This window comes from Buttiauxella brennerae ATCC 51605, assembly GCF_001654925.1.
Classification (GTDB): Bacteria; Pseudomonadota; Gammaproteobacteria; order Enterobacterales; family Enterobacteriaceae; genus Buttiauxella; species Buttiauxella brennerae.
This window is the reverse complement of record NZ_LXER01000006.1, coordinates 144082-169297: the sequence shown is the minus strand read 5'-3', so window position 1 is coordinate 169297 and position 25216 is coordinate 144082. Positions and strand designations below refer to the sequence as shown.

The 25216-nt window shown below is 48.3% G+C and carries 26 protein-coding genes; 16 read left to right on the top strand and 10 right to left on the bottom strand.

What is annotated here, in order from left to right:
• Positions 1-9 precede the first annotated feature (9 nt).
• The 3 genes from M975_RS02060 to M975_RS02050 are packed head-to-tail and all read left to right on the top strand — an operon-like array spanning position 10 to position 2263.
• Positions 10-819 (top strand): MetQ/NlpA family ABC transporter substrate-binding protein, encoded by an 810-nt coding sequence (locus M975_RS02060; RefSeq protein ID WP_064557050.1) that lies wholly within the window; start codon positions 10-12, stop codon positions 817-819.
• Positions 816-1607 carry a methionine ABC transporter ATP-binding protein gene (locus M975_RS02055; protein WP_074388306.1) on the top strand — a complete coding sequence of 264 codons (792 nt, stop codon included), beginning with the start codon at positions 816-818 and terminating at the stop codon, positions 1605-1607. Before M975_RS02060 ends, M975_RS02055 begins: the two co-directional genes overlap by 4 nt.
• Positions 1592-2263: a methionine ABC transporter permease gene (locus tag M975_RS02050; protein ID WP_064557049.1), complete on the top strand. Its 672-nt coding sequence runs from the start codon at positions 1592-1594 to the stop codon at positions 2261-2263. The genes M975_RS02055 and M975_RS02050 overlap by 16 nt, the downstream gene beginning before the upstream one ends.
• An 87-nt stretch (positions 2264-2350) precedes the next feature.
• Here the strand turns inward: M975_RS02050 and M975_RS02045 are convergent, their stop codons facing one another.
• Positions 2351-3721, bottom strand: coding sequence for a PTS transporter subunit EIIC (locus tag M975_RS02045; RefSeq protein ID WP_064557048.1), 1371 nt, complete (start codon positions 3719-3721; stop codon positions 2351-2353).
• A 304-nt stretch (positions 3722-4025) separates the two neighbouring features.
• On the opposite strand from M975_RS02045, the gene M975_RS02040 reads away from it, so the two are divergent.
• Complete coding sequence (locus M975_RS02040) at positions 4026-5225, top strand: enolase C-terminal domain-like protein (protein WP_064557047.1); 1200 nt, start codon at positions 4026-4028, stop codon at positions 5223-5225.
• On the opposite strand, the gene M975_RS02035 is transcribed toward M975_RS02040, so the two are convergent.
• The gene (locus tag M975_RS02035; RefSeq protein ID WP_064557046.1) at positions 5213-5935 is read right to left on the bottom strand and encodes a GntR family transcriptional regulator; all 723 of its coding nucleotides are present in this window, start codon (positions 5933-5935) and stop codon (positions 5213-5215) included. The genes M975_RS02040 and M975_RS02035 overlap by 13 nt on opposite strands.
• A 142-nt stretch (positions 5936-6077) precedes the next feature.
• On the opposite strand from M975_RS02035, the gene M975_RS02030 reads away from it, so the two are divergent.
• Positions 6078-7649: an EAL domain-containing protein gene (locus tag M975_RS02030; protein ID WP_064557045.1), complete on the top strand. Its 1572-nt coding sequence runs from the start codon at positions 6078-6080 to the stop codon at positions 7647-7649.
• A gap of 12 nt (positions 7650-7661) precedes the next feature.
• Here M975_RS02030 and norR read toward each other — a convergent pair whose 3' ends face one another.
• Positions 7662-9176, bottom strand: a complete 1515-nt coding sequence (gene norR / locus M975_RS02025; RefSeq protein ID WP_064557044.1) for a nitric oxide reductase transcriptional regulator NorR — start codon at positions 9174-9176, stop codon at positions 7662-7664.
• A 218-nt stretch (positions 9177-9394) separates the two neighbouring features.
• Between norR and norV the strand changes: the two genes are divergently transcribed.
• A complete protein-coding gene (gene norV / locus M975_RS02020) occupies positions 9395-10828 on the top strand; it encodes an anaerobic nitric oxide reductase flavorubredoxin (RefSeq protein ID WP_064557043.1) in 1434 nt (477 codons plus the stop codon).
• Complete coding sequence (gene norW / locus M975_RS02015; protein ID WP_064557042.1) at positions 10825-11961, top strand: NADH:flavorubredoxin reductase NorW; 1137 nt, start codon at positions 10825-10827, stop codon at positions 11959-11961. The genes norV and norW overlap by 4 nt, the downstream gene beginning before the upstream one ends.
• A 55-nt stretch (positions 11962-12016) precedes the next feature.
• Here the strand turns inward: norW and M975_RS02010 are convergent, their stop codons facing one another.
• From M975_RS02010 to yczE, 3 genes are all read right to left on the bottom strand, one after another.
• Entirely contained in the window at positions 12017-12370 is a 354-nt protein-coding gene (locus M975_RS02010; RefSeq protein ID WP_064557041.1) for a DUF1428 domain-containing protein, read from the bottom strand.
• 95 nt (positions 12371-12465) lie between these two features.
• On the bottom strand, positions 12466-13287 hold the full coding sequence (locus tag M975_RS02005) for a GNAT family N-acetyltransferase (RefSeq protein ID WP_064557040.1): 822 nt from the start codon (positions 13285-13287) through the stop codon (positions 12466-12468).
• 208 nt (positions 13288-13495) lie between these two features.
• Positions 13496-14110 (bottom strand): membrane protein YczE, encoded by a 615-nt coding sequence (gene yczE, locus M975_RS02000; RefSeq protein WP_064557644.1) that lies wholly within the window; start codon positions 14108-14110, stop codon positions 13496-13498.
• 90 nt (positions 14111-14200) lie between these two features.
• On the opposite strand from yczE, the gene yczR reads away from it, so the two are divergent.
• Positions 14201-15631, top strand: coding sequence for a MocR-like transcription factor YczR (yczR, locus tag M975_RS01995; protein ID WP_064557039.1), 1431 nt, complete (start codon positions 14201-14203; stop codon positions 15629-15631).
• A 360-nt stretch (positions 15632-15991) separates the two neighbouring features.
• Here the strand turns inward: yczR and M975_RS01985 are convergent, their stop codons facing one another.
• On the bottom strand, positions 15992-16180 hold the full coding sequence (locus tag M975_RS01985; RefSeq protein ID WP_064557037.1) for a helix-turn-helix domain-containing protein: 189 nt from the start codon (positions 16178-16180) through the stop codon (positions 15992-15994).
• On the bottom strand, positions 16177-17097 hold the full coding sequence (locus M975_RS01980; RefSeq protein WP_064557036.1) for a cyclic nucleotide-binding domain-containing protein: 921 nt from the start codon (positions 17095-17097) through the stop codon (positions 16177-16179). Before M975_RS01980 ends, M975_RS01985 begins: the two co-directional genes overlap by 4 nt.
• Before the next feature lie 913 nt (positions 17098-18010).
• Here M975_RS01980 and M975_RS01970 point away from each other — a divergent pair.
• From M975_RS01970 to M975_RS01960, 4 genes are all read left to right on the top strand, one after another.
• Positions 18011-18349 carry a hypothetical protein gene (locus M975_RS01970; protein WP_064557034.1) on the top strand — a complete coding sequence of 113 codons (339 nt, stop codon included), beginning with the start codon at positions 18011-18013 and terminating at the stop codon, positions 18347-18349.
• Positions 18350-19186: 837 nt separating this feature from the next.
• Positions 19187-19519 carry a site-specific integrase gene (locus M975_RS23285; RefSeq protein WP_245164270.1) on the top strand — a complete coding sequence of 111 codons (333 nt, stop codon included), beginning with the start codon at positions 19187-19189 and terminating at the stop codon, positions 19517-19519.
• On the top strand, positions 19488-19748 hold the full coding sequence (locus M975_RS23280) for a tyrosine-type recombinase/integrase (protein ID WP_342446890.1): 261 nt from the start codon (positions 19488-19490) through the stop codon (positions 19746-19748). Before M975_RS23285 ends, M975_RS23280 begins: the two co-directional genes overlap by 32 nt.
• A gap of 457 nt (positions 19749-20205) precedes the next feature.
• Positions 20206-20478: a hypothetical protein gene (locus M975_RS01960; protein WP_425338985.1), complete on the top strand. Its 273-nt coding sequence runs from the start codon at positions 20206-20208 to the stop codon at positions 20476-20478.
• Between the two features lie 96 nt (positions 20479-20574).
• Here M975_RS01960 and M975_RS01955 read toward each other — a convergent pair whose 3' ends face one another.
• A complete protein-coding gene (locus tag M975_RS01955) occupies positions 20575-21072 on the bottom strand; it encodes a hypothetical protein (protein WP_064557032.1) in 498 nt (165 codons plus the stop codon).
• A gap of 20 nt (positions 21073-21092) precedes the next feature.
• Positions 21093-21656 (bottom strand): hypothetical protein, encoded by a 564-nt coding sequence (locus M975_RS22850; RefSeq protein ID WP_157093316.1) that lies wholly within the window; start codon positions 21654-21656, stop codon positions 21093-21095.
• A gap of 562 nt (positions 21657-22218) precedes the next feature.
• Between M975_RS22850 and M975_RS01945 the strand changes: the two genes are divergently transcribed.
• The 4 genes from M975_RS01945 to M975_RS01935 all read left to right on the top strand — a co-directional run bounded on the left by M975_RS01945 (position 22219) and on the right by M975_RS01935 (position 25214).
• Complete coding sequence (locus M975_RS01945; RefSeq protein ID WP_064557030.1) at positions 22219-22569, top strand: hypothetical protein; 351 nt, start codon at positions 22219-22221, stop codon at positions 22567-22569.
• A gap of 279 nt (positions 22570-22848) precedes the next feature.
• Positions 22849-23424 (top strand): recombinase family protein, encoded by a 576-nt coding sequence (locus tag M975_RS01940; RefSeq protein WP_064557029.1) that lies wholly within the window; start codon positions 22849-22851, stop codon positions 23422-23424.
• A gap of 320 nt (positions 23425-23744) precedes the next feature.
• Positions 23745-24005 (top strand): type II toxin-antitoxin system HigB family toxin, encoded by a 261-nt coding sequence (locus tag M975_RS23175; protein WP_074388305.1) that lies wholly within the window; start codon positions 23745-23747, stop codon positions 24003-24005.
• Positions 24006-25214 carry an ImmA/IrrE family metallo-endopeptidase gene (locus M975_RS01935; RefSeq protein ID WP_064557028.1) on the top strand — a complete coding sequence of 403 codons (1209 nt, stop codon included), beginning with the start codon at positions 24006-24008 and terminating at the stop codon, positions 25212-25214.
• The last annotated feature ends 2 nt before the right edge of the window (positions 25215-25216 follow it).

The window sequence follows — 25216 nt, the reverse complement described above, 5'->3', positions numbered from 1 at the left end:
GAAAACACCATGAAACATGCCTCTTTTAAACTGGCAGGGATTGCTCTGTCTTTGACTCTGGCTTTTAGCGCTCAAGCCGCCGAGACACTTCGTATCGCCGCAGATGCCGTACCGCACGCTGAAATTTTGGCTTTTGTGCAAAAACTCGATCCTAATTTAAAACTCAAAGTGATTGAGTTGAGCAATGGCGTCAACGCCAACGAATTGCTGGCGAACGGCGATGTAGATGCCAACTATTTCCAGCATGTTCCATATTTGCGTGACCAGGAAAAAGCGCTCGGTAAAAAATTCACCGTTGCCGCAACGGTTCATATCGAACCGCTGGGAATTTATTCGCATAAATACAAAGACCTGAAATCGGTTCCCGACAACGCCACTATCGCGTTACCCAATAACGTCACCAACCTGAGTCGCGCACTTTATCTTTTGCAGGACAAAGGGTTAATCACTCTGAAACCGGAATTTAAAGACGCCGCGCAAAACCAGGCAACACCGCGTGATATCGCCAGCAACCCGAAAAAACTGAAAATTGTAGAGATTGAAGCGCCACAATTACCGCGCTCGCTGGAAGACGTAGACCTGGCTGTGATCAACGGCAACTACGCGCTGGAAGCCGGGTTAACGCCAGCGAAAGACGCGCTGGGGTTGGAAAGTGCCACTCATAACCCCTACGCCAACATTCTGGTCACGAACCCAAATCTGGCAAACGATCCGCGCATCAAGGAGCTGGCGAAAGACCTGCAATCTCCACAGGTTGCTGATTTTATTCGTAAGCAATTCAATGGTTCAGTGATCCCTGTCGCCACCCCACAGTCATGATAACCCTTGAGGGGCTGAGCAAGGTGTATGCCGGAGGAGGCCAACCGGCACTGGATGATGTCTCGCTGACGGTGCCGGACGGCGCAATCTACGGCATTCTCGGGCGCAGCGGTGCGGGGAAAAGCACTCTGATTCGCTGCCTTAACTTGCTGGAGCGGCCCACGTCGGGCCGCATTCTGATGCAGGGCGTGGATATCACCACGCTCAATCACCGTGAGTTACGTACGCACCGCCAGCGCACCGGGATGGTGTTCCAGCACTTCAACCTGATTCATGCCCGCAACGTGGCGGACAATATTGCAGTGCCGCTGGAAATCGCCGGGCAGCCACGAGAGGTTCGCCAGCAGCGAGTTGCACAATTGCTCGAATTAGTTGGCTTGAGCGATAAAGCCCAGGCTTTCCCCTCACAACTTTCCGGTGGGCAAAAACAGCGCGTGGGTATCGCCCGCGCGCTGGCCGCTCACCCGGACGTGTTACTTTGCGATGAAGCAACCAGTGCATTAGATAGCGAAACAACGGCTTCCGTGCTGGCTTTGCTGATGGATATCAACCGCAAACTGGGCGTCACTATCGTGTTGATTACCCACCAGCTGGAAGTGGTGAAGGCTATCTGCGATCACGCGGCACTGCTTGAAAACGGCAGACTCATTGAAAGCGGCCCGCTGTCTGAATTGCTGGTTTCGCCCTACTCACGCCTGCGCCGGGCGTTGCTTCCCGGAGACATTGCAGAAAAAGCATTTTTACAGCGCATCGGTGTTTCAGGGAGAGTGTTATGCGAAGTCGCTTAGCCTTTGAAGATTTATGGCCGCTGCTGCTTGATGGCACGCTGGATACGCTTTACATGGTTAGCCTTGCGGCACTGTTTACCGTGATTATTGGCCTGCCGTTGGGCGTGCTGTTATTTCTCACCCGTCGCGATGGTGTGCTCCCCGCGCCACGGGTAAACCAGGTTATAGGTAGCGTGGTGAATATCGGCCGCTCGCTGCCCTTTATTGTGCTGCTGATTGCCCTGATCCCCTTCACCCGCCTGATTATCGGCACCACACTTGGCAGTACCGCCGCCGTGGTGCCGATCACGATTGGCGCTTTCCCCTTCTTTGCGCGCGTGGTCGAAAATGCGTTAGATGAGGTCGACAAAGGGCGTATCGAAGCCATTTTATCAATGGGTGGAAATGTCTGGCATATCATCGGCAAAGTGCTGCTGCCTGAAGCATTACCGGCCATTCTGGCGGGGATTACGCTCACAGTGGTTATGTTGATTGGCTTTTCGTCGATGGCGGGTGTGATTGGCGGCGGTGGCCTTGGCGACCTCGCCATTCGCTACGGCTACCAGCGTTTTAATGACCAGGTGATGGTCGGCACCGTGGTTATTCTGGTGGTCATGGTGCAATTAGTTCAAAGCGTGGGGGATAGACTGGTGCGCCGCCTGGCGCACCGACGTTAAAGCATCGGATGTCGCTACGCTAATCCAACTGCTGCCATTGTAAGGTGGATTAGCGTCAGCGACATTCACTCTATGAAGTGAACCCGTTTAGGCTTTGTCGCGCACCAACAGCGTGGTCATGATAAACGACAGACCTAAAGCTAATGCCACGCCCATTAACGCATAGATAAAGTATGGGCCGATATAAGCCGGCAGGCTGAAAATACTCGACAAAATATAGCCGTACAAACGCACGCCGAAGAAAGCGATAAATGCCGAGGCGATGGAGCTGGCAACCGTGGCGGCAATAAACGCTTTCTTATAACGCGTCAGCACGCCAAACAGTGCAGGTTCAGTAATGCCAAGCAGAGCCGAGATCGCCGCAGGCAGAACAACAGCACGCTCTTCACGGGATTTACTTTGCTTCCAGATAGCAAAAGTAGAGCCAGCAATCGCCATGTTAGCCATAAACATCATTGGCATTAGCATGTCGAAGCCACGGTCAGTAAAGTTTTGCAGCGCGATTGGCGTCATCGCGTGGTGCATGCCCGTCAAAATAGCCACCGGGCGGATTGCCCCAACCACCAGGCCTGCAAAGCTCGCCGAAACACCAAACAACCCTTCGATAAACCAGGCCAGCGCCTTGCCCAGATAAATCCCTACCGGCCCAATCACCACCAGCGCAACTAACGCCGCAAGGAACAACGTCAGCGTTGGTGTGAACACGGTTTTCAGCACATCCGGCATAAACCTGTCCACCCAGCGATGAATGTAACTCAGTGCCAGGACCGAGAAAATCACCGGAATAACGCTTGAGGCATAGTTAAATACCGATACAGGCACCACGTTTAAAAAGTAAAACGCATCGACCGCATCCGGCGCATGGCTTGCCAGCGCTTTCGCCGCTTCAATCAACGAGGGATACATCAAGCACGCAGCAACGGCTACCGCCAGATACTCATTGGTTTTAAAGATACGTGCGGCAGAGATGGCGAGGAAAAACGGTAAAAAGTAGAACACGCCACTGGCGATTAAATCGATGACAATCACCGTATCGCTTTTGGCAGAAATGAATTTTAAAGCAATCAAACCAGCCAGCAGACCTTTAATCATCCCGGCGCCAGCGATGGCAGGAACGATCGGCCCAAACACCCCAGACACGGTATCCATAAACATCGACACCAGGCTTTTACGCGCTTTCTTCTGGTTACCCGTCGTGGCCTGTTCGGAAGTGCCACCCAACACGTTGGTTAATTGCTCGTACCAGCTGTTCACCTGCGGGCCAATGATAATCTGGAATTGATCGCTCTGGATTTGAGCGCCTAAAACACCCGGGATTTTTTTAATTGCCGACTGATCAATTTTATTCTCGTCAACCAACGAAAAACGCAATCGCGTCATACAGTGCCAGGCTTTGCTAATATTATCCGCGCCACCCACAAGGTGAATAATATTATTAATGGCATCACGAGTACCCATCTGTCACTCCCCAAGAATTACTTATAATTATGTATTGAATGCCAGTGATGGTAGGGAATCACAAACATGAAAACAAACCAATAAACTTTGAGCAACATCACAATTAGCCGCCATGAAAGCCATGAAAACCCGCAAAGAGATAAATTGGTATGGTTTTTATATGCTTTAAGCCTCTTTTCCTGACCAATAAAAATAAGCGAAAAAAATGATTTACCTGCCATCAAAAATAGGGTGATAGTAAATAACAGAAGCCTATTATTTGATGAACAACTGGCCGTAATTTAAAGGTCTGTGGAGTTTTCTCGTGCAACCAACCATTATTGAAAATATCGAATGTTTTATTACCCGCCCCGACCGTCACAACCTGGTTACTGTACGTGTCACGACCAATAAGGGTGTGACGGGCCACGGCTGCGCAACCTTCCAACAGCGCCCACTGGCAGTCAAAACCATGGTAGATGAATACCTGAAACCCCTGCTCATCGGGCGTGATGGCAACAACATTGAAGACCTGTGGCAGATGATGACGGTCAATGCGTACTGGCGCAACGGCCCGGTAATGAACAACGCCATTGCCGGTGTCGATATGGCCCTTTGGGACATTAAAGGCCAGCTGGCGAATATGCCGCTGTATCAATTGTTTGGTGGGAAATCTAAAGACGCGATCGCTGCCTACAGCCATGCTGCCAGTGAAACGCTGGAAGGGCTGTATCTGGAAGTCGACAAACTGCTGGCTCAGGGTTACCGCTATATTCGCTGCCAGTTAGGCTTTTACGGCGGCACGCCGCAGGGCTTGCACGCGACAAAATCCCCCACCCCTGGTGCCTATTATGATCAGGACGAGTACATGGCGAATACCATCGCGATGTTTAAAGCACTGCGCGAAAAATACGGCAACCAGTTCCATATTCTCCATGATGTCCACGAGCGTTTATTCCCACAGCAGGCAATTCAGCTGGCAAAAGCGTTAGAGCCGTACCAGCCGTGGTTTATCGAAGACATTCTGCCGCCTCAGCAAAGCGCCTGGCTTGAGCAAGTCCGCGCACACTCGTCCGTCCCTCTGGCGATGGGTGAGTTATTTAATAACCCGGCTGAATGGCACGATTTGATTGTGAACAGGCGTATCGATTTTATTCGCTGCCATGTTTCACAAATTGGTGGGATTACACCGGCGCTTAAACTTGCGATTCTTTGCCAGGCCTTTGGCGTGCGCCTGGCCTGGCACGGCCCGTCTGATATGACGCCGATTGGTGTGGCTGTGAATACTCACTTAAATATTCACCTGCACAATGCCGCTATTCAGGAGTTCATCCCGAATAAACCGAATACCGAATCGGTGTTCCCAGGCAGCCCGATTGCTGAGCAGGGGTATATTTATCCGCTTGAAAAACCCGGTATTGGCGTGGGCTTCGACCAGCAAAAAGCAGAAGCCTTCCCGGTGGAGTATCGCCCGCACGAGTGGACGCAAAGTCGTTTACCTAACGGAGCGATTCACACCCCTTGATTGCCCTGCCGCCAGGCAAGGTTATCGTGGTTATAGGGGATGACGTAAGTGCAGGAATAGTTGATATCGACGATATCGCTGATTTCAAACACCCGCCCTCCTTCGAGAATTCCCCGGTTGATGATATGCATCGCCGGGATCCCTTTTTTACACTCCAGTAATGCCGCCTGTTCCTTGCTGATTGCCACCGCCTGGTAGCTGGTTAACAGGTGGGAAATCCGCAGTCCTTGACTGAGCACGTACTGCTGAATCGAGCGTTCAATCACTTGCTGATTGAGATCGGGAAAATCCTGTACCGGCATGCGGGATATCTCAATCTGTACTTTTTGGTTATCGACATAACGCAGGCGACAAAACTGCCAGATATAGTCGTTTTCCCCCAGGCCAAATACCTGCTGCTCTTCTCGGTTAGGTAATTTTTTATGCAGATTCACCATGCGAAAAGCCATTTGGTCAAAACGCTTTTCGGTGATGGAGTTATAAACGAGTGGGTTATTACGCGCCTGTGGATTGAGCCAAATACCGGATCCCTGAATAATTTCGATGACCCCAATACTCACCAGTTTTTCGAGCGCTTTGCGAATAGTAAAGCGTGAAACATCATATTCCATCGCCAGCTGGCGCTCTGGCGGCAATTTACGCCTTTGCGAATCGTTGTACTGATAAATTTTGCTTAACAGGTCCTGGATTACAAACTCTTTTTTCTTCATGTATGACTCTCCAGGTTCAGGCTCTCAATGCTTATCTCACCCATTTTGAAGTAAAACATAACATCCCACATTCAGGTGGGATAGACTAACCTCGTTATAGAAAACCATTATAAAAACTCACCACTTAATTGGGTCTAAAAGAATGACATCCCGCAAGCTCATCAGCATGGTAAGTGGTGTACTTATTCTGGCAGTTTTGCTGCCCATCCTGCTAAGTATTTATCTTGCTCATCGTAATGCTGAACAGGCATTTCGCGATCAGCTCGGTGAATTTGCCGATCATGCATTGTTTCGTACCGGCAGCGTCATCGATCAAGCTGTTTCTGCCATTAATGATATTAACGAATTCAAAGACCATACTTGCTCACACGCCCACGCTGAAGCCATGCACCGGGTAGCGCTTAAGTATCGTTATGTCCGGGAAGTGATGTTCCTGGATAATGGCCATATTCAGTGTTCGTCCCAGGAGAATTTCCCAGAGGGTGAAACACTGGGCAAACCTGACCGCGTCGGCCCTGAAGGTTTTAGCGCATGGTACACCACCCCGCCAGTTCCCGGTTTTCAGCGCAAAATGGTGTACATCGGTAAGCAGTCTCATCTCGCCTTGATAGACCCAATGTCATTTATTGATGTACTGCCATTTCGGGGTTACGCACTCAATATTGCCATGGTAAGCCTGCATGACAATAAACTTATTGCCAGCACTAACAAATACATATCAGACATATGGCGAGATACTCAATTCCAGGGTGCGGATGAATTTCAAAGCGATAACGACTTCTATGTGATTCGACGCGACAGTGACCTTGGGCTGGCAATGATTGCCTGGGCCTCAATGGAACCCTTAACGATGGCCTGGTATGAGCAACTGTTTATTTGGTTGCCTGTGGGTCTGCTTGTCAGCCTTGCTGTGGGCATTTTTTTAACTCGCGTCTTGCGTCGTTTGTTATCGCCACGCAATCGGCTAATGGATGCAATCAAAAACCATGAAATCAGCGTGGTCTACCAGCCTATTGTTCATCTTCAAAGTGGTAAAAGTGTTGGAGCAGAAGCACTGATTCGCTGGCAGCAGCAAGACGGTTCCATGCTAAACCCTGATGTCTTTATTCCGCTAGCGGAACAAACTGGCCTGGTGACGAAATTAACAGAACAAGTCATAGATATTATATTTACCGAGTTAGGCGACTGGCTTCATCAACATCCTCACCACCATATTTCAGTTAATATGGGCATGCAGGATGTACGAAGCACACATATTCTTGAGGTTATTCACCCTTATCTGGCACGTTACGCTGTCGACGCCAAGCAGATCGCTTTAGAAATAACTGAACGTGGTTTTACTGATCCTAAAATTACGGCACCGGTTATTGAAAAATATCGCCAGGCCGGGCATCCCATCTATATAGATGATTTTGGCACCGGGTATTCGAGCCTCAGTTATTTACAAGAGCTTGATGTGGATGTCCTTAAAATCGACAAATTATTCGTCGATGCACTCGAATATAAAAATGTCACCCCGCATATTATTGAAATGGCCAATGCGCTGAAAATATTGATGGTGGCGGAAGGCATTGAAACTCCCGCTCAGGCGGCATGGCTACGCAAGCAAGGTGTGCAATATGGCCAGGGCTGGCTGTATAGCAAAGCGTTACCAAAAGATGAGTTCATCGCCTGGGAAGCTAACGAGCCAACCCGGAACGCAAGAACCTCCTGATAAGCACGAGCGTTATTTTACGCCAAGGCGTTTTGCCAGGCGGTGCAAATTGCCGACATCCAACTGCAACTGGCGGGCACATGCGGCCCAGTTTCCGGCGCTGGCGCTTAGCGTGTTGATAATAATCTGCCGCTGGAAATCGTCCGTTGCGCTGCGCAAATTACTGACCGCTGGCAGTGACACCACCGGCATGCTGGCTGACTTAACATCAGCCTCTGCCAGTTGAAAATGCTGTGGCTGCAGCCAGACTTCCCCTTCAGGTTTACCGGAGCGCGCAAGAACGGTTGCACGATAAAGAGCATGTTCCAGTTCGCGAATATTCCCCGGCCAGTCGTAGCCGCGCAGTAAATCCCGGGCAGCATCACTCAATGCCACCTGTTTTAGCCCCATTTTTACCCGGCTTTGTTCGCAGAAAAACCCCGCCAGTAACGTGATGTCATCTCCTCGCTCGCGCAGCGGTGGCACATGCAGCGGAAAGACACTCAGGCGGTGAAACAGGTCGGCCCGAAACGCCCCTGCCAGCACCTGCTGCTTCAGGTCGCGATTGGTCGCCGCCAACACCCGGACGTTCACTCTTTGGCTGCTGTCATCGCCCACACGCTGAATATCACCGTACTGTAAAACCCGCAGCAATTTCGCCTGTAGTGTTAAGGGCAACTCGCCAATCTCATCAAGGAACAATGTGCCGTTATCCGCCATCTCAAACTTACCTGTTCTGTGGTGAATCGCTCCGGTAAAAGCCCCTTTGACGTGGCCGAACAGTTCACTCTCCGCCACACTTTCCGGTAAGGCTGCGCAGTTCAGATAGACTAACGGGTTGGCTGCGCGTGCCGATCCACTGTGGATCGCGCGCGCCACCAGCTCTTTCCCGACACCGGTTTCCCCGGTGATCAGCACGTTCAGATCAGAGCCGGCAACGATCTCGATCTCTTTCTTAAGCTGCACCATTCCCGCAGACAACCCCACCATTTCGGCGTGACTGGTTTTAGCCATCACAGGCGCGATGGACACCGCCGGCATTTGATTTTCAAGCTGCTCCATCAGCAAAGCATTGTTCAATGCCCCTGCCGCCAGCACGCTGATTAACCGTAATTCTTCGTCGCTGAAATGGTCAAATTGTGCCGGATCCATGCCATCGACCGTCAATGCACCAATCAGGTTTTGGTCGGCAATCAGCGGCAGCCCAAGACAAGCATGGACTTTCAAATCGCTATGATCGGGAATCAGGCCGTCATAGGGATCGGGTAATTCACTTTCAGCCGGAAACCGGACCACATCCCCCGCCCTCGCAATCGCCTCCAGACGCGGGTGCGCGTCTAAATCAAAACGCCGTCCGAGTACATCTTGCGCCAGGCCATCAATCGCCAGCGGGCGAAACTGCCGTGCTTCATAACGCAATAATGCGGTGGCATCACCACCAAGAAGCTGGCGCAGTGTTCTTATCAAACGGGCAAAACGATCCTGGTGAGAAATGCCGCTTTGCAGATCAATGGCGATGTTGGCAAGGGAAGTAATTGAAAGGCTCATAGACAGCTCCGGATAGCGATGGATCTACGCTAACGCGAGATAGTCAAAAAGACAAACATATTGTCAAAAAGACAATTTTCCACATTGTCATTATGACTGTTTAAATTATCCAAAAACAAATAAAAATAATAAAAACCAATAACATAAAAAACTGGCACACCATTTGTAATACATCTCCTATAAGCATCATTTTTTCTTTCTTTTTGAGGTACTGACAAATGGCGATTCAGGTTAAAAACAATATTCAATGGGTAGGCCAACGTGACTGGGAAGTGCGTGATTTTCATGGTACTGAATACAAAACCCTGAAAGGCAGCAGCTATAACAGCTATCTTATCCGCGAAGAAAAGACCGTGCTGATCGATACGGTTGACCATAAATTCAGCCGCGAGTTTGTGCAAAACCTCGCTGGCGAAATTGACCTGAACACCCTCGATTACATCATCATTAACCATGCGGAAGAGGACCATGCGGGCGCTCTGACCGAGTTGATGTCACGTATTCCCAATACGCCAATTTACTGCACCGCAAACGGCGTGGACTCCATCAACGGCCACCACCATCACCCGGAGTGGAATTTCCATGTGGTGAAAACCGGCGACAGCCTGGATATCGGCAACGGCAAGCAACTTATCTTTGTGGAAACGCCGATGCTGCACTGGCCTGACAGCATGATGACCTATATGACTGGCGATGCCGTGCTGTTCAGTAACGACGCGTTTGGCCAGCACTACTGTGATGAACATTTGTTTAACGATGAAGTGGATCAGAGCGAACTGTTCGAACAGTGCCAGCGCTACTACGCCAATATTCTGACGCCTTTCAGCCGCCTGGTGACACCTAAAATCATGGAGATCCTCGGCTTCAATTTGCCCGTGTCGATGATTGCCACTTCCCACGGCGTGGTGTGGCGCGACAACCCAACACAAATTGTTGAGCTGTATCTGAAATGGGCGGCGGATTACCAGGAAGATCGCATCACGATTTTCTACGACACCATGTCCAACAACACCCGCATGATGGCGGATGCCATTGCCCAGGGCATAACCGAAACAGATCCACGCGTGGCGGTGAAGATCTTTAACGTCGCCCGCCATGACAAAAACGAAATTCTGACCAATGTGTTCCGCTCTAAAGGCGTGCTGGTTGGCACCTCCACCATGAACAACGTCATGATGCCGAAAATTGCGGGTCTGGTTGAGGAGATGACAGGGCTACGTTTTCGCAATAAGCGTGGCAGCGCGTTCGGCTCGCATGGCTGGAGCGGCGGCGCAGTAGACCGCCTTTCCACCCGCTTACAGGATGCCGGTTTCGAAATGTCACTTAGCCTGAAAGCCAAATGGCGTCCGGACATCGACGCGCTGGCTGTTTGCCGCGAACATGGTCGGGAAATTGCCCGCCAGTGGGCGCAAACACCACTGGTATCCACGACCGTTGCCGCACCACAAGAAGAGATGGCTGAAACCCCTGCCGATTCAGGGCCGTGTATGCAATGCAGCGTTTGCCAGTGGATTTATGATCCAGCAATTGGCGAACCAATGCAGTGCGTTACACCTGGAACGCCGTGGAGTGAAGTGCCAGACACCTTCCTGTGCCCGGAATGCTCACTCGGAAAAGAGGTATTTGATGAATTAGCAACGGAGGCAAAATGAAACATGGCATTGTGATAATCGGCTCAGGTTTCGCCGCCCGGCAGCTGGTAAAAAATATCCGTAAGCATGATGCTCAAGTACCCGTGCGTATCATTGCCGCCGATAGCATAGATGAGTACAACAAACCCGATCTCAGCCATGTCATCAGCCAGAACCAACAGGCTGATGCGCTTACCCGGCAGCGTGCCGGGGCGTTTGCCGAGCAGTTCAATGTGGCGCTCAACCCCCATAGCTGGGTGACAGATATTGACCCACGCGAGCGCCTGGTGACATCCGGTGATCAACAATGGGCGTATGACAAATTAGTGCTGGCGACGGGCTCAAGCCCCCTGATCCCACCGATTCCAGGCAAAGAGCTGATGCTCACGCTTAACAGCCAACAAGAGTATCAGGCCTGCGAATCCGTGCTGCGCAACGCCGCCAGGGTGATGATTTTAGGTGGCGGCCTAATTGGTACAGAGCTGGCGATGGATTTTTGTCGCGCCGGGAAACAGGTGATTGTGGTGGATAACGCGCCAAGCCTGCTCGCCTCGCTAATGCCAGTGGAAGTCAGCAGCAGGCTTCAGTCTCATCTGAACAAAATGGGAGTCGAGCTGCTGTTCAATCAGCAACTGGCGTCGTTAACCCAAACGCCACAGGGCATCAATGCGGCTTTGAGTCATGGGCGAACGGTCGATGTGGATGCGGTGGTGGCCGCCATCGGCCTGCGTTCCAGTGTCGGGCTGGCACAACGTGCCGGGCTTGCCGTCAACCGGGGCATTGAAGTGAACCAGCAGCTACAAACCTCAGATGCCAATATTTATGCGCTGGGAGATTGCGCAGAAATTGGCGGCAAAGTGCTGCCATTCCTGCAACCGATTCAGTTTAGCGCCATGCTGCTGGCTAAAAATCTCTTAGGAGCCACCGACGCCCTGAAGCTGCCCGCCATGTTGGTGAAAGTGAAAACCCCGGAGCTGCCATTACACCTGGCGGGGGAAACGCAGCGTACTGATTTGAACTGGCAAATCACCGCCGGACAAGAGGGGCTGATTGCCAAAGGCTATGATAATACACAGCAATTACGCGCGTTTATTGTCAGTGAAGATCATATGAAACTGGCGTTTGGATTGTTGCGGGAGTTACATATTGAGTGATTTATTCAGTGGGTGACGCCATTTTGCCGCAGGGCTGTAGCGCCACCCGCCGGATTTATTCATCCAGTATTGGTGCGAAGCCACCATAAATCATACGTTTGCCGTCAAACGGCATCGACTCGCCAAACTCTTTCATCCTTGGGTCAGACATCATTTTGGCATTAGCCTCATCACGTACTTCTTTAGACGGATATTCAATCCAGCTAAACACCACTTCTTCACTCTCTTGCGCCTTCACCGCCATCCGGAAATCGGTGAGTTTGCCGTCAGGCACATCATCAGCCCAACATTCCACCACGCGTAATGCGCCAAACTCTTTAAATAACGGCGCTGCTTTCGCAGCCAACTGTTTATACGCGTCTTTATTTGCTGCAGGTACCGCAACAACGAAACCATCAACATAAGGCATTGTAAACCTCCACACAGGGTGAATACGGGCAGATAGTTTCTACCCGTGATGATTACGATTGATAAGTTTAGTCGTTGAGAATGAATGCCGCCTGTTCAGAGTTTGAGCAACATTTCATATTGCGTAACGGGATCCTGACGGTAGCCGCAACTTAAATAGAGTGGTGCCATTTGTTCGGGAATGGCCGTCGCAGTGGAAAGGCCGGGGAAACGCTCATGCAGCAGTGTAATCAGTTTTTTTGCCTGCCCTTTTCCACGCGCCGCCGGGTCAACATAAAGCATACGCAAGCGGGTAAACTGCGGGTTGGTGGCAATCATGGCGTACGCCACGTCATTTAAAACAAACGCTTTGCCCGGTAATTTATAGAGCGTTTCAGCCGCACTTAACCATGGCAACCGCAGGCGGGAATCGGTCATCATTTTTCTCGCCATAACCAGCGGGTCGATTTCCAGCATATCGCCAGTTTCAGTAAACAACGTGGAACTGGTGGCGTGAAAGCCGACTAACGTCTGCTGGCGCACAAATCCCATGCGTTCGTACAATGCGAGCCCGCTGTCATTACCCACTATGACTTCCAGCCACATATTCCGGTCGCCACGCGCACGCGCTTCATCAATCAGTTGTTGCATAAACTGTTTACCGAACCCCAGGCCGCGCAACTCAGGGCGAATCGCAAAGGCGGCCAGGCGGCTGGTTTGCCCACGGCGGGTAATGATCGCCAGTGCTTTCGGTTCACCATCCTGCATCCAGATTCTACTGTCATTCAGGCTGATATCTTCAGCCGCAAAACGCGTGGCAAAGGTTTCACCGTCGATGGTAAAAGAGACCAGATACCCTTCAAAACAGTGAGTCAAAATGTCTGCTAGCTGATAGCTATTCCAGTGTGCCGCCGCTTTACTGATGACCGTGCCGTTCATCTGCTACCTCATCCAATGGGGGATTATGCTGCCAGTGATAAAACCTTCCCGTGATAAAACACAGTGTGAAAACAGCACGCCATGCGTATTTTGTTCAATACTGCACAACATAACTCATAGCACGATAACCATTCCTGCAATAAAGCGTGGTAATGAATTGCTGATTTCCCTCACAAAGCTGAGATCAATGTTTAGCACAGCTAACGAGTTAAGGCACGACTGTCGGTTCCACCTGCGGGGTTTTCTGACGTGGCTTAATGCGAAACCACGGCAAACACAGCTGAATCAATGGGCCAATGGCTAATGCGTATAGCACCGTACCCACGCCAAAAGTACCGCCCATCAACCAACCCGCCAGCAATACGGTTAGCTCAATCGCCGTCCGTACGCTGCGAACGGACCAGCCGGTACGCGCGTTAATGCCGGTCATCAGGCCATCACGCGGACCGGAACCAAACCCGGCACCGATGTACATACCGGTGGCTATCGCATTCACCAGAATGGCGGATAACAACAGCAGGCTGCGGGCGGCAAGCGATTCGACTGGCGGCATTAATGCCAGTGCCGCATCCGCGGCAAGTCCCAGAACAATCACATTGCTAATGGTTCCCAGCCCAGGTTTCTGGCGCAAAGGGATCCACAGCAGCAAGACCATCGCCCCCACAACGATCATCACCATACCGATGTTTAGCGAGAAGATCCGCGCCACACCGAGGTGGAAGACGTTCCATGGATCAGCCCCTAAATTGGCCCGTACAAACATTGCCGTGGACACACCGTACAGCACCAGCCCGAAATAGAGTTGTAGCAAGCGACGAGCGATCATTATCTTTACCCCAGAGATCTTCAATGGCTTTACTTTTATACAAAATGGATATGATATTAAGGTCCAGTTATCAAAAAGTGGATTGCTATGGCACAGCGCAGAACGGGCTCATCATCACTGGTGAAATTGCTGGGAAACTGGCATCAGGATTTACCACGTACCCCGGTTTATCGGCAACTGGCAGATGGGCTGCGGTTATTGATTCTGGATGGTCGCCTGCCGTTGGATAGCCGTTTGCCGGGCGAGCGTGAACTGGCAACGACTCTGGGAGTTAGCCGAACCACGGTGGCCACCGCGCTGGCCCAGTTACGGGATGAAGGTTATCTGGCAAGCCGACAGGGTTCTGGCTCGGTCACTATGTTGCCGGAAGGCGGGCAAACCGTTTCCCCGTTACCGGGCATTGCCGCAACACTGGATCTCTCCACGGCGGCACTTTCCGCTGGCCCGGAAATTCATCAGGCTTATGCTAACGCGCTGATTGCCCTGCCTGAGCATCTGGGCAGCACGGGGTACGACCAACAAGGTTTGCCAGAGCTGCGACATGTGATTGCACAACGCTACGCCGCTCGCGGGCTACCGACTCAGGCCGATCAAATCATGGTAGTCAACGGTGCGCTAAGCGGTTTTGGGCTTATTCTGCGTTTACTGACCGGCCCTGGCGACCGGGTGGTGCTCGACCATCCGACATACCCGATGGCACTCACCGCCATTAAGGGCGCGTCCTGCCGGGCCGTTCCCGTAAGCCTGACTGAAGATGGCTGGGATACCGACGGGCTGGCGGCAACCATCGCGCAAACGTCGCCGCGCCTGGCCTATATCCTCGCCGATTTCCACAACCCGAGCGGGCGCTGTATGGATGTGGCGACACGCGCGGCTGTTGCTGAGATTGCCGCACGCACGCGCACCACGATTGTGGCCGATGAGACAATGGTCGACTTGTGGTACGACGCGCCACCGCCCCTACCGCTCGCCTCTTTTGACGATGCTGACCGGGTGATTACGCTGGGTTCTGCCGGGAAAAGTTTCTGGGGCGGTCTGCGCCTGGGCTGGATACGTGCCAGCACGCGAACCATTGCCTCTCTGATTCAAATCCGCGACTCACTGGATTTAGGCTCGCCCGTTCTTGAGCAACTTGCCACCATCAACCTGTTTAACGATGCCGAAAACTTTCTTCCTCAACGCCGCCAAATGTTACGTGAGCGAAGAGATGCCTGCGCCCAAGCAATCAGAGAGCTATTCCCGGACTGGAAAATAACGGTGGTGCCGCAAGGGGGATTATCCTGGTGGATTGAGTTGCCAAAACCGTTGGCGACGGTATTTGCCGCCAGAGCGGAGTCTATCGGCATCCGTATTGGCGCAGGGCCACGCTTCGGGACTGAAGGGGCATTTGAACGTTATTTGCGTTTGCCCTTCACACTTGAGCCAGCCCAAATGCGCATAGCACTGGAACGCTTACAGCCGGTTTGGGAAAGCGTGGCACAAACAGGAAATGTGGTCGGTCGAGCAATGGTGGTTTAGCTGGAGTTTTTTGTGTCGGACGTTTTATGACAGGATTTCAGTACGGAGAGTTCGATACCCAGAATTGGGTGGGGGCCCTGCCAGCTAACTATAAACCTTATTTTTCAATGCAATAGAAGCAAGTGGAACACACTGTTTGTACCACCAGCACAATGAGTAATCAAGTAAATACAGATCACCACGCTTCATCAACATTACGTCCCCAGATATGTAAAAGGAGCCCTTTAGCTCCTTTGTTGCATCAACAGCTACCTCATTGATTTCGAGATTCAGTTTTGCGTTCTGTTTTTTTACGTCGTTCAAAGGTGCGAATTACATCCCTGATAAACAAGAAAAGTAGACACCAATACAGTGCTGAGATCATATGCGGCCCTCCTGATTCCAGTAGGTTGCGACTGTCCTCAAAGACACCTCCATCGCTTCCGCAGCCTTTTTTTGGGTTAGCCCTTGCGCTTTATGTTCCTGCACCTTCAACCGCGTTTCTTCCTGCTTTCCAGCGTCATTAATCTGAATACAGTTGATTCCGTATTTCACTAAATATTGGATCAATGTGTTCTCCTTGATAATCTTGTGAATGATTTCAAATGTGTTTGGTATTGTGCCGTAGTAAATAGCTCATCAATGAAATCACCCTCAGATGTTGCCGGGTTCAATAACCTGCCTAATGTTGGATTTTCTGCTGCAAGTCTCACCCCTTCACCGCTGGCGTTATCGTAGAGCGTGATCTCTGCATACCATTCATTAGAATAAGGCTGATTAGCCTTGTGACCGTGTTCAATGTGCCAGGCATCATAAGCAGCCATTGCACCAGTCGTGAGCGTGTCGAGCACGTCAGAGCGTTTTACGGGGCGTTTACGTTCCAGGATTGGGAAGCCCTGCATATGTCCAGATAAGTAGCGGTTTGCTAAATCGCCTTTCCAGACAAACGAAGGGTTAACCCACAGCTTTAATACGCCTTTTTGATGTTCAGCTTTATCAACTTTGATGTAGTGCTTACGCTCAAGAGCAGATAAAACACGATTGAGATGATCCGGCGTGGTGTTCAGTATTGCGCACAAATCCGCACGTTTTATAAACGCTACATTGCGTCTATCCACTTCCTGACACAATGCAAATACTTTCGTGAAATCTGGCTTGCTCAATACGTCTGCAAAATCCTTTATCCCGCTACAGGCTGCATTTCCTGGAAGGTCGCCCAGCTTATTAGCGTATTCACGGTGCGCCTCTTTTGATTTGGCGGTGTCTGCTGTCGAATAGCTCAGATGCAGATTCTGAACAATGCCACCATCAAGCAAATACTCTATCGAGTCGTAGTTAATAATTTCACCGTCTTCCTCTATGACAATGTAGAGAACATTATCTAAAGAAACGAGTATTTGGGTAGGTGTGGAAAATTCTGAAAGTGGGCGGTGATCGTGGTGCGGGGTATTTCTGTAAAAATAACCGTCTTCGTATGCTTGAATCAATGTTCCTCCTTAGTTGGTGTTCTCCTTTCGGTATTGGTCATAACGGATAATTGCAGATTGAAACATTTCCATTCGGTCTGTGTATCCTCTCGATTTTGCTGCTTGCATGGATGCATAAATAACGTAGCGTTTAACTTCGCCGCTCACCAGGTCATTAAAAACCTGGTCACTGCTGAAATACTTCAATAATGGCTTCCTTCGGATTTTAGATGCAAAAAGCCCCAGGCAGTTACCCCGCCCAGGGCTGAAAAGTTTCAGAAGGTTTTCTCCCCTTCTTAGCATTAAGAATACCATGAATCACTAACGTTTGTCAACACCAAAATGTAAATTTATTGATCATTTTCAATTGTTTGAATTTTTGCTTTGCGATTCGTGCCTTTATATCAAGATAAAATTGTAGAAGTAAACCCGTTTTTATGGTATAAATTTCCGCCAAAGAAGATAGCCTTACCTACCATCTACGAACACCCTCTCGCCATTTCTTGAGTAAAAAAGTAAAAAATGGCGATTTTCACCCTATTTTTTCCTTACAAATCAAATACCTACTAAATCCGCTATAATATTAGAGAGTTTCTCTCTGCACTGAAGTGCATCAACACGAGACAATCATTGATGATTGGATCGGGATGTTTGCACGTATGGTAATGTCATAGCTACCTTGCACCAGATAAACAAACAGCCTAAAGATTAGGGTGGTTGTTTGGTTGGTGGTTTATCAAATTCGGTGGATGACATTAAATCAACATGGAGTGTTATTAACGGCGGCGTGAGCCTTATCCCGCTCTACCTTCGACACTTAACACGACTATCGACGATAGGAGGTAGGAGACGTAAGAGGAGGTAGGTAGAGTTAGCATGTGGTCAACGATAGTTGGGTACATGGTTACTATCACCTGGCTTACTGAAACCTTGCATGAGTGAACGTTGGTTCATGAATGGATGGGTGAAGTTAGTCAGCTTATCAGATGGTCAATCAACGGTAGTTGGTTGGTCAGATGGTAATTCCGCAAACAGCGCAAAGGTATTCGCCCACGGCGAAATGATCATGTGCAACCGTTTCACGGTGGCAAAGCCATTGCACAATCACAGATGTAAAAGAGTACGCTTGCGCTGGTTCCTGAGCGGAACGAGGGTGTCCGGGAAGCCATCAAACGGCGTACAAGGACATTTCCCCTTGAGTGACGGCGAAGGGCCGCCAGAAGCAAAAGAGATAATGATGAAGATCATTCTTGCGCGGCGTAGCCTGACCTAAGTCAGCGCAAAAGATACTGAACTAATAACTTATCTTATTATTATAGTTAATCTTATTGTGTGTCAGCCTGACCAACCCTACCATTCTGAGAGTACAAAAAGTGACTTCGCCCTACTCACTCCGAATCGTCCATGCAATAACTCTAAGAGTAACCAGAGGTTATCCCTATCAAACAGGCATCTAATCCGCTGGTAATTAGCATATAAAGATCAGGGGATAATGTAGCCTAAGTTAAACTTTAAACTTTCATTTCAGAATCACTTAACTTTGTGGAACCTTACGCAGTGCGGCTCGTAGCTGATCATCGTGACAACCATCACTGTAGATGTATGCCCGTCCTGCTTAACGACTTTTTCTAAAAATGAAACATCGGTTTATTTTCATGCCAAAAACCCTAATTAGTTAGCGCTCTAATCATTTCAACTTGCAATCAATTTAAATGGGAATCAGTCCCATCTACCGTGCAATAGCTCTACCTCAAGGTTGTGTAGTAATGTGAGATAGACACCCGCAATCCGCACCGCACCTGCATCCTCTGATCTACCTCAAGCGAAACCTCCCCGCCTATTCACCTTTCCTGCATAAACCTTGCATAACCTCGGCAAGATTTGGCGACATGCAAACATCTGTTCAGTCTCGCCAACATTTGATTTAACTACAGATATTTCGAATTTGTGCAAATTTCAAACAGGGGGCCGTGCTTTTTGCGTTCAGTAGTGCTGGAAATGGTGCAACCCGCTACCTCCCAACGTCATAAATGTGAGACTGAAAACTTGTAACTTACTGAAAATTATAATAATTTTATTCCATAGCATCCACACTAACGGAAATAAGCAGATGGCGACCACGAAGATAATCACCCAAGCAGAGGAGTTTAAGCTGATTAGCTGGCTTGAGAGTCATAACAAACAGCTATTAGCAGATGTAGCGATCACAATGGCGTCACTGTGCTTACGTGTAGGGGATACGGTGAATTTGAATTTCACCCAGTTCAAGGAGGGAAACACGCTGGAAGTGTTGGAGAGTAAGACGGGCAAGAAGAAGGAAATCATCATCCCTGCAAAGGTGTGGGAGATTGTAGAACGTCGCCGCCAGGCATTCCCGAAAGACGAATACGTTTTCACGTCACACAGCAACCGTGCATCAGGAAAAGCCCCCTGTAAGCCGTGAGCAGGTGAACCGTGAGATCAAACAGGCTGCGGAGAATGTCGGGATTAAAGGAACTGTAGGGTGTCATAGCTTTCGTAAATTTTCGGCTACGGCGGTGTACGACCAATCGAACGGAAATCTGGCGTTAGCCACGAAGACGCTGAACCATTCAGATCCTAAAGTCACCATGAACTACTTGAAGATTGACGTTAAAAGCGTGGGCGCTGCCCTCGAAAACATATGGGGTTAGCACATCCCCCTTTAAACGTTTACTCTGCGGATTTCTGGCAACCTCAAGTTGCACAATTATCCATTAAGTTTAAGAAATCTGCACTCGATCATAAATTTCATTTTTTTTGCATCCCATTGACAATTGTCCCAGGCCTTATGTGACATGGGCTTAGCGAAATTCTACCTGTCAAAACCTTAGAACCTCCTCGAAATCAATACTTGTTCTCAAACAATTACTTATTAGAATACTCATCATATAGTGTAATGATTAGCCGGAACCACTATATATAGTGCCTGACACTAAATTACAGGCATAAAAAAACCGGACTCACTTTATAAGTAAATCCGGCTTTAGAAGCATGACCACCATGAGTTTGCAGACTCATAACGACTGTTAGCCTCGCCTTCATTTTTGACGGTTTGATTGTGCCAGGCTTGGTTGGTCATGTAAACCCTTAGTATCAATCAATAGGTAAATGACCATGACCATTTGTTCTAAGCAGCACCGTTATGATTTTAAATTCAATAACTTACCAGATGATCAAGGCGGCGAAGGTCGCCATAAATGTTGTGGTTGTGCTTATGACCAAGGTTATCGAGCAGGATTCTCTCGCACCGGTCAGTTATGGGTAGATCTTTGCTCACTGCCAGAAAGCCAAGCAGGGACTGTGCGCCATAAAAGCCCACAGGCAGCTTTTGCTGATGGTTACCGCGATGGTGTGCGCGATTCTTATCGCAAAGCAGGTTAGTAAAATATTTAAAGAGGAGAGTTAGCTCTCCTCTTTTTCCTTATAATACATACCCTCAAAGAACCCTATATAGACACCCTCAAACGCGATTATAACTTAAAGATTAGAAGTATCGTTTGCTACCTTACTGTTTGGAATGTAGCGAACTACTGTTTGGGCCATAATCCCAGAAATGACCATCTGGCTTAACTCAACCGTGGTGTCAGGAAGTTTCCAGGTTGCTTTATTTGGATCCGAAAACTCAGGCTTCCCATACTTCTGAGTTAATAGTTGATTTAAGGTGCCAAATTGACGAGCAACGATGCCTTCATTTTTCTTCTCATTGCTGGCTACGTTCGTTTGCACAAGGCGATCAGAGCTATCAAACAGGAACGTGACGGTATACAGATCGCTACCGATCGATACATTATCAATCCGCACTTTCCCAACGCTACCCTTATACTTTTCTGGCGAGATAAGATGTGCGCCGTTGCCTTGAGCTGCAACCACTTCTGACGGATTCATATCCCATTTAGTATTTCCATAACCCATCCCCTTAGCAAAGGTGAGCACAGGTAAAGTTAGAATCACGAAAGCCATTAGTAATTTTTTCATTCCATCCCCACGAATTGAGTTTATTTATTGTGAGCCAGCTTACAACGATCCCATTGCTCAGTGCTTTTTGCTATGCGGTCACTAATTGCAAAGTTCATCAGCCACGAATCATAGGCGTACACTTTGCTTTTATCATCTGCCATCATCAACTTGCCGTTAGTTTTCAGCTTTGGTGAGAGCAGGTATGTTCCGTTTAAACGGTTGGCTTTGAAGCTATCTACATACAACGTTACCTCGGCACTACCCAGCGTACGTAAAGCTCCTGTTCTGCCATTCTGTATTGCTGCAATAGCATACTGACAGAGGTAAGTTTTCGCGATTGAAGCCGTAGTTTTACCGTCAACCTTAGCTGATGGTGAATGTGAAGAGGATTTAGGGATTGAACTATGAAGTGAAGATGACGGGTAAGAGTAATTTTTAAAAGTAGAAGATGAACGCGAACTACCGCCACATGTTTTCCATGCTGCAATACATGAATTACCGCATGGTATACCTTTATTGCAATTCTTCGCGTATGCGGAGAACGACAACCCAGCTAATAGAAATGTACCGATGGTTATCCTAACCAACGAAGACCAGCCCATAAACCACCCTTCTTTTAAGATTCTCCTTAGATAATACCATACTTAAATCAAGGCAATAGCAGCCAATAAGCCCGTTGGTGGTAAGACAATGAGCGACAGCATCAGGGTTATGTCATTCAGTGAAGTTTATCAGGATCGCCGTGTACCCTTTCGAGAGCGTGGCTGAGACGCTGGCAGAGCTTGCATATGGTTTGCAAGTACCGTGACTGTTTACTTGGCTCACACATCGGGATTGGATGCCTGTGATCAATTTGCCGATGACATAACGATACCTGGATGGGCTTTTTCTTCACGTTTTGCTATCGCGGTGTGAGGATGCAACTACCGCCAATGTCTGTGAAAAAAAAAAGAGTTAGTACCAACAACACTATAGCTCTTATGTGCCTCCCCTCTTCAGTTTTGATAGTCAAATGTCTCAAGGAGCAACGTTCATTCCTGATGTTTTAGTTGCAACATTGATCTATTTTATCGATCAATTTTTATAAATTGATCGTTTTTATATATTAATGAATTTATACTGATTTCCGAAAAATATCTAAATCAACCAAATATAAGGAAGACCATGAAAAGATTGATTCTCGCGGCGCTGCTCTTTTTCCCCTTAGCCTCAAATGCAACCACATTCAACTGTAAGGCCATCCAGGAGGGGCAGATCGATTCTGGAAGCCAAAAATCTTCAGTCGAAACTCGCCTTGATGTGATGGACAAAAGCATGAAGGTAAGCATGGGTGGTAAAACCTGGCGGCTCGGTTTTATAGGAGAGAAAAGTATTGCGAAGATGTACGCCACTCCAGATGGCGGAATAGCTGTCACTTATATCGACAACGGTAGTGATCCTGTTTTCGTTATGCGCCCAACTAACAACGATGGTCAATCAGCGCTATACACTCTGAGCCTGTGTTCTGAGATATAAACAGAGGCGTGAGCAATCACGCCCTACAGTGTTTGTTAAGATCCAACCATCAAAACTCAACGACTATACGACCAATCGCCCACTTCGATTTACGAGCTCCGCACATCCTCGTTCTTAATCACAATTATTAAACCTCATTCTCCCTGTCTCAAAACCATCTCCTTTTAAGACCACACCGACGCAACGACAGAATGCGGCTTCGCCTTGTCTCAAAAGATTGATCTTTCATTATGAGACATATATTATTTTGACACTACCTTTTGAGACTTAGAGAACATAATGACAACTGTTATCGGATATGTGCGAGTTTCCACCAGCGACCAGAACGTTGAAAACCAGAAGCAGCAGATTGCCAATGCTGGTTATAGCGTTACTCGCTGGTTCAGCGATGAAGCAGTGAGTGGTGCAGTCAAGGCTGGAGAACGTCCAGGGTTTGGTGAACTACTCAGTTATGTACGAGAAGGCGATACGCTGATCGTGATTGCTATAGACCGCCTGGGGCGTAACACGATTGATGTTCTTTCCACCGTGGAAATGTTGCAGACGAAAGGCGTAAAAGTTGTCAGCTTGCGTGAAGGGTTCGACCTGTCAACGCCCGTTGGCAAAGCGATGCTTACCATGATGGCAGGACTCGCCAGCCTTGAGAAAGACCTGATAGCAGAACGCAGAACAGCAGGTATCAAGCGTGCTCAGTCTGAAGGAAAGCATTGCGGCAGACCTATCAAAGCAACCGTAGAACAAGTACAAGAGCTGTTAACGCAGGGTCTACCACCAGCAGTGGTGCAACACAGGTTAGGTATCAGCAAAGCCACCTTCTACCGATTAAAGACATCCGGTCATCTTTGTGATATTTGAAAATTGTGTAGTTTGAAATTGGGTGGACAGGAAAAAAGTGCTGAGCAGTCTAAGTAAACGCGTAGATCATCAATCACTCCCCCTCTCTCTCTCTCATCCATGGTGAAAATAAATGCATTAGCATCCATTTGGGATAGAAATGCAATAACACCAATCCGTGGATCGGATTGATAAATATGAATATTTTGTTGATTCAGTACATGAAAGACCCTATTGTTACCATAGAAACTGTAGTCCCTCACACATTGAGTTCCATTTTTGGGAACACATTGACATGGCAATCAAAGAACACTAAGATGTTCCCATATTAGGAACAAATTATGAAGCTGCTTGGAAGAAATCGGTTGAACCAGCTAATAAGTGAGAGTTCCACCACCAAAGTTTGGGTAACCGCATGGTCATCTGAGATTGATTCATGTAGTTGGAAATCCGTTGATGAGGTGAAAGATCGATTCCCATCTGTCGTTTGTATTGAGAATTGTATGTTCACATTCAAAGTTGATGGCTGTGATATGGTCATTGAAACTATCATGGATTTCAATGCGTTGACTGTATTGATTATTGCTGTAAAGGTCACATGAATGGATATTAAAGTTATAAAGACAGAGCAACAGCATCAGGACTACCTGGAGCGAATCCATTCTTTGATGCTTATGATGCCACCGACTCGCTCGGACGAGCATGAAGAACTCGAGCTTTTAATCACGATCGTAGAAGCCTATGAAAACTCGAAGTATCCGATTGAGCCACCTGACCCTATTGATGCAATTTTGTTTAGGATGCATGAAAAGGGTTTAAAACAGGTTGATCTCGTTCCCTATCTGGGAACAAGGAGCCGTGTTTCTGAAATTCTTTCCCGGAAGCGCCCCTTAACAGTCTCAATGATTAAAGCTCTGTCCATTGGATTGGGGATTTCTACTGATACACTGATAGGTATAAATTCAGATGATAATCAATCTCATGAGGAAGGAGTAGATTGGTCAAAATTTCCATTAAAAGAAATGATCAACCGTGGATGGATTTCTGAAAATGGAAATGCTCTAAAAAATTCTACTGAAGACATTATTAAAGGTTTTATAAACCAGTTAGGCTGGCAAAGCGGGAGCCTTTCTTTCAAAAGAACATTGTCTGGTGATGCTTACTCGCCTTCAACACAATATGCATTGTATGCGTGGGTTAGTAGAGTTGTGCAGCAAGCGCGGAAGAAAAAAAGCTCTCTCGGGCTTTTCGATCCAAATGTGTTATCGGCAAGTTTTCTACGAGATCTCGCACAGTTAAGCTGGTTCGAAAAAGGCCCACTTCTTGCGATAGAATTTCTCGAGAAACATGGGATAGCAATAATAATAGAGCCAAGTTTAAAAGGTACTCGTATTGATGGTGCCGCATTAAAAGATATTGATGGACAACCTATCATTGGCCTTAGCCTAAGATATGATCGTCTTGATAACTTTTGGTTTACTTTGCTTCATGAAGTCGCTCATATCTGGAAGCATGTTCATAATGAAGAAACATTTCTGGATGATTTAGATGCATCTTCGGATGATAAAAAAGAATCAGAAGCAAATAGATTGGCAAGAGAAGCATTTATACCAAGAGCCGTCTGGAAAAGAAGCGATGCTTATATATCCCCAACAAAAGAAAATATAGACATTTTATCAAGGGAGTTAAAAATAACACCAGCAATCATTGCGGGAAGATTAAGAAGAGAGTTAGGTAATTACCGTCTTTTTGCAGATCTCATCGGTCATGGTGAGATTAGTAGAATTTTATCTACAGCAGTTATCGAATAACT